The following is a 15,436-nucleotide window of genomic DNA, read 5'->3' as shown; positions in this document are numbered from 1 at the left end:
TGGAAAGCACCATCAGCAACATCAGCAACATCATCGAGAACGCTACCGCCTCTCGTTCGACCATTCAGGACGTAGACTTCGCCGCTGAAACCGCTGAGCTGACCAAGCAACAAACCCTGCAACAGGCTTCCACCGCAATCCTGTCCCAGGCCAACCAGATCCCGTCCGCTGTTCTGAAGCTGCTTCAGTAATATCGGTCGACGGTCAATGACGAGGGGGTGCGCTGAGCGCGCCCTCTTGTTGTTTTCACCCTGAGGTAACGGTTATGGACATGAGTGTCAATGCAGTAAAGGCGCTTGAAGTCAGCAAGCCCATGACCACGTCAGCTCCTGTCGATGCAGCAAAGCCCGTTGGTGCCGCCGATTCTTCGGCCAGCAACAGCGTGCCGGCTACCGGCAAGATCGAGCGTGAGCAGGTTGAAAAGGCTGTTGAAGATATTCAGGCGTTTGTGAATTCCAACCAGCGCAATCTGGATTTTTCCATCGACGACACCACCGGTGACGTTGTGGTGAAGATCGTGGCAACCCAGAGCGGAGAAGTCATTCGACAACTTCCGTCCGAAGAAGCCTTGAAGATGGCGCAGCGCTTGAAGGATCCCCACAGCCTATTGTTCGATGAGCAGGCGTGAGTTGGGCACGGAACTTGTAGTGTTCCGGTGAAGAAGGCAGCCCGCCGGTTTTTCGGCGGCTGACCTACAGGAGAGGATTAATGACTTCCACTACATCCACCACGTCGGTCAGCTCGAGCGGCGGCATCACGGTTAGCGGTGTTGGTTCGGGTATCGACACGTCGGCGATCGTCAGCGCGTTGGTGAGTGCATCCACCAGCCCCAAGCAAACCCAGATTACCAAAGCCGAAACAGCGACCAACACCACGCTGTCCGGCATCGGTAGCCTGAAAAGCGCGCTGGAGGCTTTCCAGACTGCTGCCGCGGCCTTGAACAACACCAACACGTTCATGGGCCTGACGGCGGCGTCGTCGTTGGAGACGGTGGTCAAGGCCACGTCCAGCAACACCGCGTCCCCAGGCAACTATGCTCTGGACGTGACCAAAGTCGCCACCGCTTCGAAGGTGTCGAGCCAGTTGTTCGCCAGCGGTTCTTCGACCGCTATCAGTTCCGGCACCCTGGCGATCACCCAGGGCAGCAAGAGCTACTCGGTCACCGTTGGCTCGGGCGCTACCTTGAGCAGCGTGCGGGACTCGATCAACTCATCGCTGTCGTCCAGCGGTATCAGCGCCAACATCGTCACGGACTCCAACGGGTCCCGGCTGGTATTGACGTCGACCACCACCGGCGCGGGTTCGGACATCTCCACCAGCGGTATTTCCGAACTCACCATCGACGGCACGAGCAAGCTCGACCCCACGGACACCACCAGCGCGGGTTACATCACTGACCGCCCTGTCGACGCGGCCTACACCATCGACGGTTTGTCGATGACCAGTAGCAGCAACACCATCGACTCGGCGGTGAGCGGTATCAGCCTCACCTTGACGGGTGCGGGCAAGTCTACGGTGACGGTAGCGTCCGATAGCGACACACTGAAAACCTCGGTGAAGGCGTTCGTGGACGCTTACAACACCATGATGACGGTGGTGAACAACCAGACCAAGGTGACGTCCACCGGCGCCACCACCAGCACCAGCGATTCGGCGACCACCTCCAGTGGCCCGCTGACCGGTGATGCCATGGTGCGCAAACTGGTGTCGCAGATTCGCGGCGCGCTTACCAGCGTGAGCACTACCAGTGGTTCGTTGAGCGTGTTGTCCCAGTTGGGTGTGGGCACCAACTCTTCCACTGGCTTGTTGTCGCTTGACGACACCAAGTGGGACACCGCGATGAAAACCCAGTACGGCAACGTGGCCAGCCTGTTCACCGGCGACGACGGTTTGATCAACCGCATGGATGACATCCTTGAGGGTTACACCCAGACCGGCGGCGTACTGGAAACGCGGCAGAAGTCCCTCAACGCCAAGCTGAGCGACCTGGATAACCAACAGGACGCGCTTGACCGGCGTACCGAGTCGCTCACGGCGATCCTCACGGCGAAGTACACCGCGATGGACACCCTGGTAGCCCAGCTGAACGCCACCAGCACCAGTGTATTGAGCACGCTGGAAGCCATGAACAACTCCGACGATTGATGCAGTGATTCGTTGTTTCGGGCCCGGTAACTTCAACAGGTTATCGGGCCTTTTTTCATTCCACGCTCCGTTAAAGTTCAACGGCTTAGTGTCGATAAACTAAGCAAGAGGACCAGCCGGTTCCGCAGACTACGCCCCAACTTCCGAGGCCAACCGCAATGCATCCGATGAAGGCGCTTCGCCAATACCAGAAAGTAAACTCCCACGCGCAAGCGTCCGAAGCCAGCCCGCACCGCCTGGTGCAGATGCTGATGGAAGGCGTGCTGGACCGCCTGGCGCAAGCCAAGGGCGCCATGGCGCGTAACCAGGTGGCTCAGAAGGGCGTGATGCTGGGCAAGGCGATCGAGATCATCGGTGGCCTGCGCGAAGGCCTGGACCCCGAGAAGACCGATGACAAAAAAGGCATCGCCAAGCTCGACCAGCTGTATGCCTACATGATGAAACAGCTGATCCAGGCTAACCGCAAGAACGACCCCAACATCGTCGACGAGGTTGCTCGCCTGATGATTACCGTCAAGGCTGGTTGGGATGCGATCGGTCATGTTGCTCAGGAATAACCGTGAGGACTCTGCCATGAGTGCCCTTGAACGTATCGAATACACCCGTGCGGCGCTCAGCGAGGCCTTGGCGGTGAAGGACTGGACCGCCATCGGCAAGCTGGACCTGCAGATCCGTGCCTGCCTGGACGGCCTGTTCGAAGGCACGCCGGCCGACCCGGCCGTGGTTCGGCATAACCTGGAGTCGCTGTTGCAGCTGTACCGCCAGTTGGTAGACGTGAGCCGAGGCGAGCGCCAGGCGGTGGCCGACGAACTCAAGCAGGTGCGTCAGGGTCATAACGCGAGCAAGGTTTACCACCTCTTCACGTAAGCCTGTGGCCCCTGCGCTTAACGCATTGCAGGCGCGGGGTGCGCCATAAATTTGACTGTGCCGGAGTTTTTGACTTTACTAGTGCCTGATTATAGGGTTCCGGCGTCTCACGGTTTACGAGCCATGAGGTGGCAATCGCCGTGGCGGGCATTGGGCCGTATCGGGCATTGACTAGGGAAGTTGCTATTGCATGTGGCGTGAAACGAAAATTCTGCTGATCGATGACGATAGCGTTCGCCGCCGTGACATGTCGGTGATTCTGAGCTTCCTGGGCGAGGACAACCTGCCCTGTGGCAGTGGAGACTGGCAACGCGTGGTCGAGGGCTTGGCGTCCAGCCGGGAAGTACTCTGCGTACTGGTGGGCACGCTCAATGCGCCGGCCAACCTCCCCGGGTTGCTGAAAACCGTCGCAGGCTGGGATGAGTTCCTTCCCGTGTTGCTGCTGGGTGACGGCTCCCAGGTGGAGCTTGCCGAAGACCAGCGCCGCCGCGTGCTGTCCACCCTCGAAATGCCACCCAGCTACAGCAAGCTGCTGGATTCGCTGCACCGCGCCCAGGTTTACCGCGAAATGTACGACCAGGCCCGCGAGCGTGGCCGTCAGCGTGAGCCCAACCTGTTCCGCAGCCTGGTGGGCACCAGCCGCGCCATTCAACACGTGCGGCAGATGATGCAGCAGGTGGCCGACACCGACGCCAGCGTACTGATCCTCGGCGAGTCGGGTACCGGCAAGGAAGTGGTTGCCCGTAACCTGCATTACCATTCCAAGCGGCGCGATGCGCCGTTCGTTCCAGTGAACTGTGGCGCGATCCCGGCAGAGCTGCTCGAAAGCGAACTGTTCGGCCACGAGAAAGGCGCATTCACTGGCGCGATCACCAGCCGCGCGGGCCGCTTCGAACTTGCCAACGGCGGCACCCTGTTCCTTGACGAAATCGGCGACATGCCGCTGCCCATGCAGGTCAAACTGCTGCGGGTACTGCAGGAACGCACCTTCGAGCGGGTCGGCAGCAACAAGACCCAAAGCATCGACGTGCGGATCATCGCAGCCACTCACAAAAATCTCGAAGGCATGATCGAAACGGGCAGCTTCCGTGAAGACCTGTATTACCGCCTGAACGTATTCCCCATCGAGATGGCGCCGCTGCGCGAGCGGGTCGAAGACATCCCCTTGCTCATGAACGAGCTCATCTCGCGTATGGAGCACGAGAAACGCGGCTCGATCCGCTTCAACTCCGCCGCGATCATGTCCCTCTGTCGCCATGCCTGGCCTGGCAACGTCCGCGAACTGGCCAACCTGGTGGAGCGCATGGCGATCATGCACCCCTACGGCGTGATCGGCGTGTCGGAGCTGCCCAAGAAATTCCGTTATGTGGACGACGAAGACGAGCAACTGGTCGATAGCCTGCGCAGCGATCTGGAAGAGCGCGTTGCGATCAACGGCCACACGCCAGACTTCGCTTCCAGCGCCTTGCTGCCGCCGGAAGGCCTGGACCTGAAGGACTACCTGGGTGGCCTCGAGCAGGGGCTGATCCAGCAGGCGCTGGATGATGCCAACGGTATCGTCGCCCGCGCCGCCGAACGCCTGCGTATCCGCCGTACCACCTTGGTGGAGAAGATGCGCAAGTACGGCATGAGCCGCCGTGAAGGCGACGACGCCGCCGACGAGTAACGGCGCGGTTCTGTACCCCGCCTGTTACACGCCCCGGCACATCAATTGCAACTCATGGCTCATCCCAACCGTTTTCTGACGGTGAGCCATGAGAGTTGATGATGTCCCAGGCCGCTCCCCTCGCTGACGCCCGCCACTATCTTGCCGATGACCGGCCAAACCTGGACCAGGCCTTTGCCCTGTTCAACCAGGTTTCGGCTCAGCTGAACGACTCCTACAAGTTGCTCGAAAACCGGGTCAGTCACCTCAAGGGTGAATTGGCGCAGGCGAGCGAGGAGCGGTTGCGGCAGTTGGCTGAAAAGGAGCGGTTGGCCAACCGGCTACAGCACTTGCTGGATCTCTTGCCGGGCGGCGTGATCGTGATCGATGGGCAGGGCCGAGTGGCTGAAGCCAACCCCGCTGCGGGGGCGTTGCTTGGTGTGCCGCTGGAAGGCGCGCTGTGGCGTGACGTGATTGCGCGATCTTTCGCGCCCCGCCGGGACGATGGCCATGAAGTCTCGCTCAAGGATGGTCGCCGGCTTTCCATCGCTACCCGTTCCCTTGGCGCCGAGCCGGGGCAATTGGTGCTGCTCACCGACCTGACTGAAACCCGGCGGTTGCAGGACCAGCTTGCACGTCACGAGCGGCTGTCGGCCCTCGGTCGCATGGTCGCATCGCTGGCGCACCAGATCCGTACCCCGCTCTCGGCCGCCATGTTGTACGCCAGCCACCTCCAGGAGCCGGGCCTTGCCGGTGAAACCCGTGAGCGTTTTGCCGGTCGGTTGAAGGAGCGGCTGCACGAGCTGGAGCATCAGGTTCGAGACATGCTGGTGTTCGCGCGAGGGGAGTTACCGCTTAATGATCGACTTGCCCCGGGCGCGCTCTTCACTGCCTTGCGCGAAGCGGCGCACATCCGCACTGAAGGCTTGCCGCTGCGCTGGCAATGCGACCTCCACGCCGGGGAAGTACTCTGCAACCGGGATACGCTGGTAGGCGCGCTGCTGAACCTGCTGGAAAACGCTGTGCATGCCAGCGGCGATCATCCCCGGCTGAAGGTTCACCTGTACAAGCGGCCTGGCGAGCTTCGCCTATGCGTGAGCGACGCAGGCGCCGGGATCGACAGCGCCACCCTGGCCCGCCTGGGCGAACCTTTTTTCACCACAAAATCGACCGGCACCGGCCTTGGCCTGGCCGTTGTGCTTTCGGTGGTACGCGCCCATGGCGGAGAGCTCCGCTTGCGCTCCAGGCCTGGCCGCGGCACCTGCGCTCTGGTGGTGCTGCCATTGCTGGGCGAACAGGAGGCTTGATGCACACGAAAATTCTGCTGGTCGAAGACGACCGCGCATTGCGCGAAGCGCTGGTGGATACCCTGTTGCTTGCCGGGCATGATTATGTTGCGGTGGGTTCCGCCGAGCAGGCACTGGAGCGGGTGGCTGCCGAGGCCTTCAGCCTGGTGATCAGCGACGTGAACATGCCCGGCATGGATGGTCATGGGCTGCTGCTGCGCCTGCGTGCCGATTGGCCTCAAGTGCCGGTGCTGCTGATGACCGCCCACGGGGGCGTTCAACAGGCGGTGGACGCCATGCGTCACGGCGCCGTGGATTATCTGGTCAAGCCGTTTGATGCCAAGGCGCTGTTACAGCGCGTTACCCAGCATGCGCTCCATCTATTGCCCTCGGCCGAAAACGATCCTGCCGTCGCTTGCGAACCGGCCAGCCAGCGGTTATTGGCATTGGCTGCCAAAGTCGCTCGCAGCGACTCTACGGTGTTGATATCCGGCGAGTCTGGCACGGGCAAGGAAGTGCTGGCCCGTTACATCCATCGGCATTCGCTTCGGGCCGAGCAACCCTTTGTGGCAATCAACTGCGCGGCCATCCCGGACAACATGCTCGAAGCCACCTTGTTCGGCCATGAGAAGGGCGCCTTCACCGGTGCGGTGGCGGCGCAGGCCGGCAAGTTCGAGCAGGCCAACGGCGGCACCCTGCTGTTGGATGAAATCTCTGAAATGCCTTTGGCGCTGCAAGCCAAGCTTCTGCGGGTGCTTCAGGAGCGCGAAGTGGAGCGCGTAGGGGGACGTAAGCCGATCCCTCTGGATATCAGGATCATCGCGACCACCAACCGGCAGTTGCAGGATGACGTAGCCGTCGGCCGATTCCGGGAGGACCTGTATTACCGCCTGTCGGTATTCCCGCTGGCCTGGCTGCCATTGCGTGAGCGCCCGGCCGATATCCTCCCGTTGGCCGAACGTCTGTTGGCCAAACATGGCAGCAAGATGAGAAGTGCTAGTGCCCGGCTGTCGGACAGTGCCCGCGCCGCTCTATTGGCGCATCCGTGGCCCGGCAACGTTCGGGAGCTGGATAACGCGTTGCAGCGCGCCCTTATTCTTCAGCAAGGCGGCGTTATCGAGGCGGAGGACTTTTGTCTTGTGCCCCCGGCAGGCACCAGCCATCGCCCCAACGGCGGTACTTTCCGCGAAGCGGCGGTAGAGCCGGATGTGGTAGGGCTGGGGGATGACCTGCGCCGTCGCGAATTCGAATTGATCCTTGAAACGCTCAGGGCAGAGCGCGGCCGCCGTAAAGAGTCCGCTGAGCGGTTGGGCATCAGCGCCCGAACCTTGCGGTATAAGCTCGCTCAAATGAGAGACGCCGGAATGGACGTCGAGGCGTATCTGTTTGCCAGCTGATGTATCACGGCTGTTGCCGTTGGCATCGCTCTTGCTACCTCCATGGTAACTGACGGTTCAAGCGTCAAAAATTTGCAGGCCCCGGAGAGCAGCCCCCATGACCCAAGGTGTTGAATTCAATCGCTTGATGATGGACATGCGTTCCATGCAGCTCGAAGCCATGGGCACGTCCAAGGCCAATGCAGTATCGGCCGTCAGCGCTACGGGTGGCAGCAGCTTCGCTGATTTGCTCGGCAATGCCGTAGGCAAGGTGAACGATACGCAACAGGCTGCCAACCAGTTGGCTAACGCATTCGAGATCGGCAAGAGTGGCGTCGATCTGACGGATGTAATGATTTCCTCGCAAAAGGCGAGCGTGTCTTTCCAGGCCTTGACCCAGGTTCGTAACAAACTGGTCCAGGCGTACCAAGACATCATGCAAATGCCGGTTTGAGGGCAGATTAGGTCATGGCTGAAGCAACAACGGACAACGTACCGGCCAAAACTGGCGCGGCGGCAGGCGGCAAGTCGATGCCGGGCATGGCCTTTCTGGAAAATATTTCGAAGATGCCGGTGCTGCGGCAGGTGGGCCTGTTGGTCGGCCTGGCCGCCAGCGTGGCGATTGGCTTCGCCGTAGTGCTGTGGTCGCAGCAACCGGACTACCGTCCGCTGCTGACCAGCCTTCAGGGTATGGATGCCAAGCAGGTGACCGACACCCTGGCCGCCTCTGATATTCCCTATACCGTAGAGCCGAATTCCGGCGCCTTGCTGGTCAAATCCGAAGACATCGGCCGTGCGCGCCTCAAGCTGGCTTCGGCGGGCGTGGTGCAAGGTGACGGTAACGTCGGCTACGAATCGCTCGACAAGGACCAAGGCCTGGGCACTAGCCAGTTCATGGAAGCCGCGCGCTATCGCCGCGGCCTCGAAGGCGAACTGGCCCGTACCATTTCCGCGCTCAATGGCGTGAAGGGCGCCCGGGTTCACCTGGCAATCCCGAAGAGTTCGGTATTCGTGCGCGATGAGCGCAAGCCTACGGCCTCTGTGCTGGTAGAGATGTATGGCGGCCGTACCCTGGACCCGGGGCAGGTCATGGCCATCGTTAACCTGGTAGCCACCAGCGTGCCCGAAATGGACCGCTCGGGTGTAACCGTGGTTGACCAGAAAGGCACCTTGCTCTCGGACCTGGGTGAAAACTCCGAGCTGAGCATGGCCGGCAAGCAGTTCGATTACACCCGTCGCATGGAAACCATGCTGACGCAGCGCGTGCAAAGCATTCTGCAGCCGGTGATCGGCAACGATCGGTTCAAGGCTGAAGTGTCCGCGATGGTGGACTTCAGCGCGGTCGAGTCAACCTCCGAACAATTCAACCCTGACCAGCCCGCCCTGCGCAGCGAACAATCGGTGACCGAGCAGCGTTCCAGCGGCAGCAGTTCAGGCGGCGTGCCCGGTGCGTTGAGCAACCAGCCGCCAAGCCCGGCTTCTGCACCCCAGACCACACGTGGCGGTGGCGGTGCGGCAGCGCCTCAGGCCATTCAGCCGGGCCAGCCGCTGCTGGACGCCAACGGCCAGCAGATAATGGACCCGGCCACCGGCCAGCCCATGCTCGCCCCGTACCCGGCAGACAAGCGCCAGCAGTCGACGCGTAACTTCGAGCTGGACCGTTCCATCAGCCACACCCGCCAGCAGCAAGGGCGCCTGACCCGCTTGTCGGTTGCTGTGGTTGTTGACGACCAGGCCAAGCTGGATGCGGCCAACGGCGAAATCACCCATACCCCGTGGAGCGCCGAAGATCTGGCGCGGTTCCAGCGGCTGGTGCAGGACGCGGTGGGCTTCGATGCCAGCCGTGGCGACAGCGTGACGGTGATCAACGCGCCATTCAGCCCCGACCGTGGCGAAGTGTTCACAGAGCCGTCCTTCTACCAGCAACCCTGGTTCTGGGACGTGGTCAAGCAGGGCCTGGGCGTAGTGTTCATTCTGTTGCTGGTGTTCGGCGTACTGCGCCCGGTGCTCAATAACATCACCGGTGGCAGCAAGTCCAAGTCGCTGGCGGTGGACGGTGAAGGCGGCCCAGGTGGCGGCATGGCCGGCGGCCCTGGTGGCTTTACTGGCATGAATGGTGAGCTGGCCGATGATCGGGTCAGCCTGGGAGGGCCTACCAGCATCATGCTGCCAAGCCCGACCGAGGGATATGACGCCCAATTGAATGCAATCAAGAGTCTTGTGGCCGAAGACCCGGGCCGTGTCGCGCAGGTCGTGAAAGAGTGGATCAACGCAGATGAGTAATAATCAGGTTGCCGCACCCAAGCTGACCAAGGTCGACAAGGCCGCTATCCTGTTGCTGTCCCTGGGCGAGTCCGACGCCGCCCAGGTGCTGCGCCATATGGGCCCGAAGGAAGTCCAGCGGGTTGGCGTGGCCATGGCGCAAATGCGCAACGTGCACCGCGAGCAGGTTGAGGAGGTAATGACCGAGTTCGTGGCGAGCGTGGGCGACCAGACCAGCCTGGGCGTTGGCTCGGACGGTTATATCCGCAAGATGCTTACCCAGGCGCTGGGTGAGGACAAGGCCAATGGCCTGATCGACCGCATTCTGCTGGGTGGCAACACCAGCGGCCTGGACAGCCTCAAGTGGATGGAGCCTCGAGCGGTGGCGGACGTGATCCGTTACGAGCACCCGCAAATCCAGGCCATCGTGGTGGCGTACCTCGATCCCGACCAGGCCGGCGAAGTACTGGGCCACTTCGACCATAAGGCGCGGCTCGATATCGTGCTGCGGGTGTCCTCGCTCAACACCGTGCAACCGGCTGCGTTGAAAGAGCTGAACACGATTCTCGAGAAACAGTTCGCCGGTAACTCGACCACTGCCCGTACCACCTTGGGCGGTATCAAGCGTGCCGCCGATATCATGAACTTCCTCGACAGCTCGGTCGAAGGCCAGCTGATGGATTCGATCCGCGAGATCGACTCGGAACTGTCCGGCCAGATCGAAGACTTGATGTTCGTGTTCAACAACCTCAAGGATGTGGACGACCGCGGCATCCAGGCGCTGTTGCGCGAAGTGTCTTCCGAAGTGCTGGTGGTCGCGCTCAAGGGCGCGGACGACGGCATCAAGGAAAAGATCTTCAAGAACATGTCCAAGCGTGCTTCCGAGCTGCTGCGTGACGACCTTGATTCCAAAGGGCCGGTTCGTGTCAGCGATGTGGAAACCGCCCAGAAGGAAATCCTTACTATCGCTCGCCGTATGGCGGAGGCCGGCGAGATCGTGCTGGGTGGCAAGGGCGGGGAGGAGATGATCTAAGCTTTGTACGAAAACGGGCGGCACTCGCTGCTGGTTTGTACAAACCTGCGTCGCCATCGCAGTGTCATACTCTGTGCACGGCGCGCCCCGGGAACACCGGGTCGCGCCGGTCGCCTATCTGTTTTGCCAGGAATACTCAATGAGCCAGTCGAGCAAGGAACCCGTCAGCGAGCTGATTCGCGCCAAGGATTTGATAGGCGTGGATGTGTGGCGCCTGCCCAGTTTCGACCCCCAGGTGGCCGAGCCGGAACCCGAGCCCGAGAGCCTCAACGAGATCGAGGAAGTCCCGCTCGACGAAGTGCAACCGCTCACGCTTGAAGAACTCGAGGCCATTCGCCAGGAAGCCTACAACGAGGGCTTTGCCGCCGGTGAGCGTGACGGTTTCCACGCCACCCAGCTGAAGGTGCGGCAAGAGGCCGAGGTTGCCTTGCAGGCACGCCTGGCCACCCTGGAAACCCTCATGGGTAACCTCTTGGCGCCGATTGCCGAGCAGGATACCCAGATCGAGCGCTCGCTGGTGGAGCTGGTCAGCCACATTGCCCGCCAGGTCATTCAGCGCGAGCTCAAGATGGAATCCTCGCAGATCGAGCGCGTGACCCAGGAAGCACTCAAGCTCTTACCCATGGGCGCGAACAATATCCGTATCTTCGTGAACCCCCAGGACTTTGACCAGATCAAGGCCCTGCGCGAGCGTCACGAAGAGCAATGGAAAATCCTCGAAGATCCGGCGCTCATGCCTGGTGGTTGCCGGATCGAAACCGAACACAGCCGCATTGATGCCTCGGTGGAAACCCGCATAACCCAAGCCTTGGCGCTATTGTTCGACCAGTTGCACGAGCAAGGCCTGCACCCGGCCGAGGCGGATCTGCACCTGGAAATGGAGACCAGCGATGCGACTTGACCGCACCAGTTTCGGCAAGCGCATGAGCACCTATGCGCCGGCGGTTGACCTGCCGCGCCAGGCCGTGGTCGAAGGTCGATTGCTGCGCATGGTCGGGCTTACGCTGGAAGCCGAGGGCTTGCGCGCCGCCATGGGCACCCGGTGCGTGGTAATCAATGACGACAGCTACCAGGCGTCCCAGGTGGAAGCCGAGGTCATGGGCTTTTCAGGCAGCAAGGTCTTTTTGATGCCGGTGGGCAGTGCCGCCGGAATCGCCCCCGGCGCTCGGGTGGTGCCTTTGGCCGACACGGGCCGCCTGCCGATGGGCATGAGCATGCTGGGCAGGGTGCTCGATGGCGCCGGCCGTGCCCTCGATGGCAAGGGCCGCATGCGCGCCGAAGACTGGGTGCCGCTGGACGGCCCTACGATCAACCCCCTTAATCGCGACCCCATCAGCCAGCCGCTCGACGTGGGCATTCGCTGTATCAACGGCTTGCTGACGGTGGGCCGTGGCCAGCGCCTTGGATTGTTCGCCGGTACAGGGGTGGGCAAGAGTGTGCTGTTGGGGATGATGACTCGCTTCACCGAAGCGGAAATCATCGTGGTGGGGCTGATTGGCGAACGCGGCCGCGAGGTGAAGGAATTCATCGAGCACAGCTTGGGCGCCGAGGGCCTGAAGCGCTCCGTGGTCGTGGCCTCGCCGGCGGATGACGCGCCGCTGATGCGCCTGCGCGCAGCCATGTACTGCACCCGCATTGCCGAATACTTCCGCGACCGGGGCATGAATGTCCTGCTGCTGATGGACTCCCTCACCCGCTATGCCCAGGCCCAGCGGGAGATCGCCCTGGCCATTGGTGAGCCGCCGGCCACCAAGGGCTATCCGCCGTCGGTATTCGCCAAGCTGCCCAAGCTGGTGGAGCGGGCCGGTAACGCCGAAGCGGGCGGAGGTTCGATCACGGCGTTCTATACGGTACTGTCCGAGGGTGATGACCAGCAGGACCCTATCGCCGACTCCGCGCGCGGTGTGCTCGATGGTCACATCGTGTTGAGCCGCCGTTTGGCAGAAGAAGGTCACTACCCGGCGATCGACATTGAAGCGTCCATCAGCCGCGTGATGCCTTCGGTGGTCACACCGCAGCACTTGGCCCAGGCGCAGCAGTTCAAACAGCTGTGGTCGCGCTACCAGCAAAGCCGCGATCTCATCAGCGTAGGGGCCTACGTGGCCGGGGGCGACCGGGAGACCGACATGGCGATCAGCTTGCACCCGCAGCTGGTGCACTACCTGCGCCAGGGCCTGCACGATAACGAAAGCCTGAAAAACAGCTCGGAACGCCTGGCAACGGTGTTCCGCCCGCTGGCGCCGGGTTGATAGGCCATGGCAAATAGCCGCGCGGCGCGCCTGGCGCCGGTCGTTGAAATGGCAGAGAAGGCCGAGCGTACGGCAGCACAGCGCCTGGGCCATTTCCAAGGGCAAATGCGCCTGGCCGAAGCCAAGCTGCAGGAGCTGGAACAGTTCCGCATGAACTACCAGCAGCAGTGGATCAACAACGGTACCCAAGGGGTTTCAGGCCAGTGGCTGATGAACTACCAGCGGTTCCTGAACCAGCTGGAGACCGCAGTGGGCCAGCAGCGCAAAAGCCTGGCCTGGCACCAGAACAACCTCAACAACGCACGTGACGCTTGGCAGAAGGCCTACGCTCGGGTAGAAGGCCTCCGCAAGTTGGTAATGCGCTACATGACCGAAGCTCGCGCGCTGGAAGATAAGCGTGAACAACGCTTGCTCGATGAACTTTCTCAGCGGTTGCCGCGGTCTGATTCATACTGACGGGAAACTTCGCGGCCCTCGCCAGCCTGCCAGTACCCGTTCTTAATGTGCTTTTGAAAACGCTTTGTATCCAGAGAAGGATCGATGTATGACAAACGTCACCGCAACGCCGTCGGATGATGGAAAGGAGTTAACCATCAGGATTGACGGCCGTTTCGATTTTGGCTGCCACCAGGCATTTCGTGATTCCTACGAGCGGGTCAACACAAAGCCCAGCACTTTTATCATTGATCTCAAGGACACCAATTACCTGGATAGCTCAGCCTTGGGCATGTTATTGCTGCTACGTGATCACGGGGGCGGCGACAGCGCGAAGGTCCGATTGATCAATGCCAGTGCCGACACCCGGAAAATCCTGGCGATCTCCAACTTCGATAAACTGTTCGACATCCAGTGATGCTACCAGACAGCCTTCCGGTCTCGGTGTTGATCGCCGACGACAACATGACGGACCGAATGCTGCTGTCCAGTATCGTTCGGCGCCAGGGGCACCATGTGCTCCAGGCAGGTAACGGCGAAGAAGCGGTGAAGGTCTTCGAGCAGATGCGGCCGCAGATCGTGCTCCTCGATGTGATGATGCCGATCATGGATGGCTTCGAAGCGGCCCGTCGCATCAAGGCGCTCGCAGGCGAGGCCTTGGTGCCCGTCATTTTTCTCACGTCCATGTCCGAGGACGAGGCGCTGGTGCGATGCCTCGAAGCCGGCGGTGACGACTTTCTCCCCAAGCCCTATAACCAGATCATCCTCGCGGCGAAGCTCCACGCGATGGAGCGCATGCGTCGGTTGCAGGCCACGGTGCTCAAGCAGCGTGACGAACTGGCCCGCCATCATGGCCACTTGCTGAACGAGCAACGCGTGGCCAAGGCGGTGTTTGACCAGGTAGCCCACTCCGGTTGCCTGGGCGCGGGAAATATCCGGTACCTGCAGTCTCCGTATGCACTGTTCAACGGCGATCTGCTGCTGGCGGCGGCGAGCCCGGGCGGTGATCTTTATGTACTGTTGGGTGACTTCACCGGCCATGGATTACCCGCCGCCGTGGGGGCGATGCCGCTGGCCGATGTGTTTTATGGCATGACCGCAAAAGGGTATGGCCTGGCGGAAACGCTGCGCGAAATGAACGCCAAGCTCAAGCGCATCCTGCCCCCGGACATGTTCTGCTGCGCCACTTTGATCAACGTCAGCGTCAATCGGCGAGTGCTTGAGGTATGGAACGGCGGCATGCCGGACGGCTACTTGCTCAAGCAGAACGGTGAGCGCGTGCCGGTGCCGTCTCGGGCGTTGCCCTTGGGCATCCTGTCGCCAGAGCGCTTCGAGCCCAAGACACAGGTGTACCCGATCGAGGAAGGCGACCGGATTTTCCTGCTGTCTGACGGCGTGATCGAAACCACCAACCACGAAGAGACCCTGTTCGGCGCCGAGCGACTGGAAGCGGTGCTGGACCGCAACACTGACCGCGATCGCTTGTTCGAAGACATTCGCGAGGCGTTGCAGGGGTTCCACGGTGAAACCCGCGATGACGTCAGCATGGTGCAGGTAAAGGTAGTCGACAGCGCCAGCCTGCCCCCGGCGGTACTTACGCCCGACCGTGGCCAGCCCACGCCGACAGACTGGTCCGTGTCCTTCGAGTTTCGTAGCGAAACCCTCAAACACTACAACCCGCTGCCTTTCCTGTTGCAGCTGCTTCAGGAGGTGCAGGGGCTGCGAGGCCAGAGTGGCGCGCTGTACACGGTGCTTACCGAGCTGTATTCCAACGCACTGGAGCATGGTGTGCTGGGGCTGGATTCGTCCCTCAAGCGAAATGGGGAGGGGTTCGCCCGCTATTACCAGATGCGCGAGGAACGGCTTCGGGAACTCCAGGGTGGCTATGTGAAGGTGGGCCTGGCGGTAGAACCCCAGACCGAAGAGGGCGGGCGGCTGGTCATCACCATCGAAGACAGCGGTGCCGGCTTCGACGTGCCGGCCACGCTCAAGCGCGTAGGTGAAGGCGATGGCTATTCAGGCCGTGGCGTCAAGCTGGTCCGGGCGCTGAGCCACAGCGCTCGCTGGGCCGACGATGGGCGTAGCGCCCGCGTAGAATTCGCCTGGGAGGGTCAGGCATAATAGCCGCCGTTCAAGGA

The 15,436-nt window shown here is 61.6% G+C and carries 16 protein-coding genes; all 16 read left to right on the top strand.

The window, feature by feature from the left end:
• On the top strand, positions 1-191 hold a 191-nt coding region (locus tag G7016_RS09155; RefSeq protein ID WP_258195113.1), incomplete at its 5' end, for a flagellin.
• A gap of 74 nt (positions 192-265) precedes the next feature.
• Positions 266-628: a flagellar protein FlaG gene (locus G7016_RS09150; RefSeq protein WP_181113067.1), complete on the top strand. Its 363-nt coding sequence runs from the start codon at positions 266-268 to the stop codon at positions 626-628.
• Between the two features lie 80 nt (positions 629-708).
• Complete coding sequence (gene fliD / locus G7016_RS09145) at positions 709-2,145, top strand: flagellar filament capping protein FliD (RefSeq protein ID WP_181113063.1); 1,437 nt, start codon at positions 709-711, stop codon at positions 2,143-2,145.
• A gap of 158 nt (positions 2,146-2,303) precedes the next feature.
• Entirely contained in the window at positions 2,304-2,702 is a 399-nt protein-coding gene (gene fliS / locus G7016_RS09140; RefSeq protein WP_181113059.1) for a flagellar export chaperone FliS, read from the top strand.
• Positions 2,703-2,718: 16 nt separating this feature from the next.
• On the top strand, positions 2,719-3,012 hold the full coding sequence (locus G7016_RS09135; protein ID WP_181113055.1) for a flagellar protein FliT: 294 nt from the start codon (positions 2,719-2,721) through the stop codon (positions 3,010-3,012).
• Between the two features lie 190 nt (positions 3,013-3,202).
• Positions 3,203-4,678 (top strand): sigma-54 dependent transcriptional regulator, encoded by a 1,476-nt coding sequence (locus G7016_RS09130; RefSeq protein WP_181113051.1) that lies wholly within the window; start codon positions 3,203-3,205, stop codon positions 4,676-4,678.
• Between the two features lie 101 nt (positions 4,679-4,779).
• Positions 4,780-5,964, top strand: a complete 1,185-nt coding sequence (locus tag G7016_RS09125; protein ID WP_181113047.1) for a sensor histidine kinase — start codon at positions 4,780-4,782, stop codon at positions 5,962-5,964.
• Positions 5,964-7,340, top strand: a complete 1,377-nt coding sequence (locus G7016_RS09120; RefSeq protein WP_181113042.1) for a sigma-54-dependent transcriptional regulator — start codon at positions 5,964-5,966, stop codon at positions 7,338-7,340. The genes G7016_RS09125 and G7016_RS09120 overlap by 1 nt, the downstream gene beginning before the upstream one ends.
• A 97-nt stretch (positions 7,341-7,437) precedes the next feature.
• Positions 7,438-7,773 (top strand): flagellar hook-basal body complex protein FliE, encoded by a 336-nt coding sequence (gene fliE, locus G7016_RS09115; RefSeq protein WP_181113040.1) that lies wholly within the window; start codon positions 7,438-7,440, stop codon positions 7,771-7,773.
• A 14-nt stretch (positions 7,774-7,787) separates the two neighbouring features.
• Complete coding sequence (gene fliF, locus G7016_RS09110) at positions 7,788-9,602, top strand: flagellar basal-body MS-ring/collar protein FliF (protein ID WP_181113037.1); 1,815 nt, start codon at positions 7,788-7,790, stop codon at positions 9,600-9,602.
• The gene (gene fliG, locus G7016_RS09105; RefSeq protein WP_181113033.1) at positions 9,595-10,614 is read left to right on the top strand and encodes a flagellar motor switch protein FliG; all 1,020 of its coding nucleotides are present in this window, start codon (positions 9,595-9,597) and stop codon (positions 10,612-10,614) included. Before fliF ends, fliG begins: the two co-directional genes overlap by 8 nt.
• 139 nt (positions 10,615-10,753) lie before the next feature.
• On the top strand, positions 10,754-11,515 hold the full coding sequence (fliH, locus tag G7016_RS09100) for a flagellar assembly protein FliH (protein WP_181113029.1): 762 nt from the start codon (positions 10,754-10,756) through the stop codon (positions 11,513-11,515).
• Positions 11,505-12,863, top strand: coding sequence for a flagellar protein export ATPase FliI (gene fliI / locus G7016_RS09095; RefSeq protein WP_181113026.1), 1,359 nt, complete (start codon positions 11,505-11,507; stop codon positions 12,861-12,863). The genes fliH and fliI overlap by 11 nt, the downstream gene beginning before the upstream one ends.
• A gap of 6 nt (positions 12,864-12,869) precedes the next feature.
• A complete protein-coding gene (gene fliJ, locus G7016_RS09090; protein ID WP_181113023.1) occupies positions 12,870-13,319 on the top strand; it encodes a flagellar export protein FliJ in 450 nt (149 codons plus the stop codon).
• Positions 13,320-13,407: 88 nt separating this feature from the next.
• Positions 13,408-13,716, top strand: coding sequence for an STAS domain-containing protein (locus G7016_RS09085; RefSeq protein WP_181113020.1), 309 nt, complete (start codon positions 13,408-13,410; stop codon positions 13,714-13,716).
• Positions 13,716-15,419, top strand: coding sequence for an ATP-binding SpoIIE family protein phosphatase (locus tag G7016_RS09080; protein WP_181113017.1), 1,704 nt, complete (start codon positions 13,716-13,718; stop codon positions 15,417-15,419). Before G7016_RS09085 ends, G7016_RS09080 begins: the two co-directional genes overlap by 1 nt.
• The last annotated feature ends 17 nt before the right edge of the window (positions 15,420-15,436 follow it).

Origin of the sequence: Pseudomonas japonica (assembly GCF_013522925.1) — a bacterium.
Lineage (GTDB): Bacteria > Pseudomonadota > Gammaproteobacteria > Pseudomonadales > Pseudomonadaceae > Aquipseudomonas > Aquipseudomonas japonica_A.
This window is presented reverse-complemented; position numbering and strand designations above follow the sequence as displayed.

Coding starts and splice junctions, on each gene's coding strand:
- fliD (WP_181113063.1), top strand. CDS start 709: ATGACTTCCACTACATCCACCACGTCGGTCAGCTCGAGCGGCGGCATC.
- fliJ (WP_181113023.1), top strand. CDS start 12,870: ATGGCAAATAGCCGCGCGGCGCGCCTGGCGCCGGTCGTTGAAATGGCA.
- G7016_RS09150 (WP_181113067.1), top strand. CDS start 266: ATGGACATGAGTGTCAATGCAGTAAAGGCGCTTGAAGTCAGCAAGCCC.
- G7016_RS09130 (WP_181113051.1), top strand. CDS start 3,203: ATGTGGCGTGAAACGAAAATTCTGCTGATCGATGACGATAGCGTTCGC.
- fliH (WP_181113029.1), top strand. CDS start 10,754: ATGAGCCAGTCGAGCAAGGAACCCGTCAGCGAGCTGATTCGCGCCAAG.
- G7016_RS09135 (WP_181113055.1), top strand. CDS start 2,719: ATGAGTGCCCTTGAACGTATCGAATACACCCGTGCGGCGCTCAGCGAG.
- fliG (WP_181113033.1), top strand. CDS start 9,595: ATGAGTAATAATCAGGTTGCCGCACCCAAGCTGACCAAGGTCGACAAG.
- fliF (WP_181113037.1), top strand. CDS start 7,788: ATGGCTGAAGCAACAACGGACAACGTACCGGCCAAAACTGGCGCGGCG.
- G7016_RS09120 (WP_181113042.1), top strand. CDS start 5,964: ATGCACACGAAAATTCTGCTGGTCGAAGACGACCGCGCATTGCGCGAA.
- fliI (WP_181113026.1), top strand. CDS start 11,505: ATGCGACTTGACCGCACCAGTTTCGGCAAGCGCATGAGCACCTATGCG.
- fliS (WP_181113059.1), top strand. CDS start 2,304: ATGCATCCGATGAAGGCGCTTCGCCAATACCAGAAAGTAAACTCCCAC.
- G7016_RS09080 (WP_181113017.1), top strand. CDS start 13,716: ATGCTACCAGACAGCCTTCCGGTCTCGGTGTTGATCGCCGACGACAAC.
- fliE (WP_181113040.1), top strand. CDS start 7,438: ATGACCCAAGGTGTTGAATTCAATCGCTTGATGATGGACATGCGTTCC.
- G7016_RS09085 (WP_181113020.1), top strand. CDS start 13,408: ATGACAAACGTCACCGCAACGCCGTCGGATGATGGAAAGGAGTTAACC.
- G7016_RS09125 (WP_181113047.1), top strand. CDS start 4,780: ATGTCCCAGGCCGCTCCCCTCGCTGACGCCCGCCACTATCTTGCCGAT.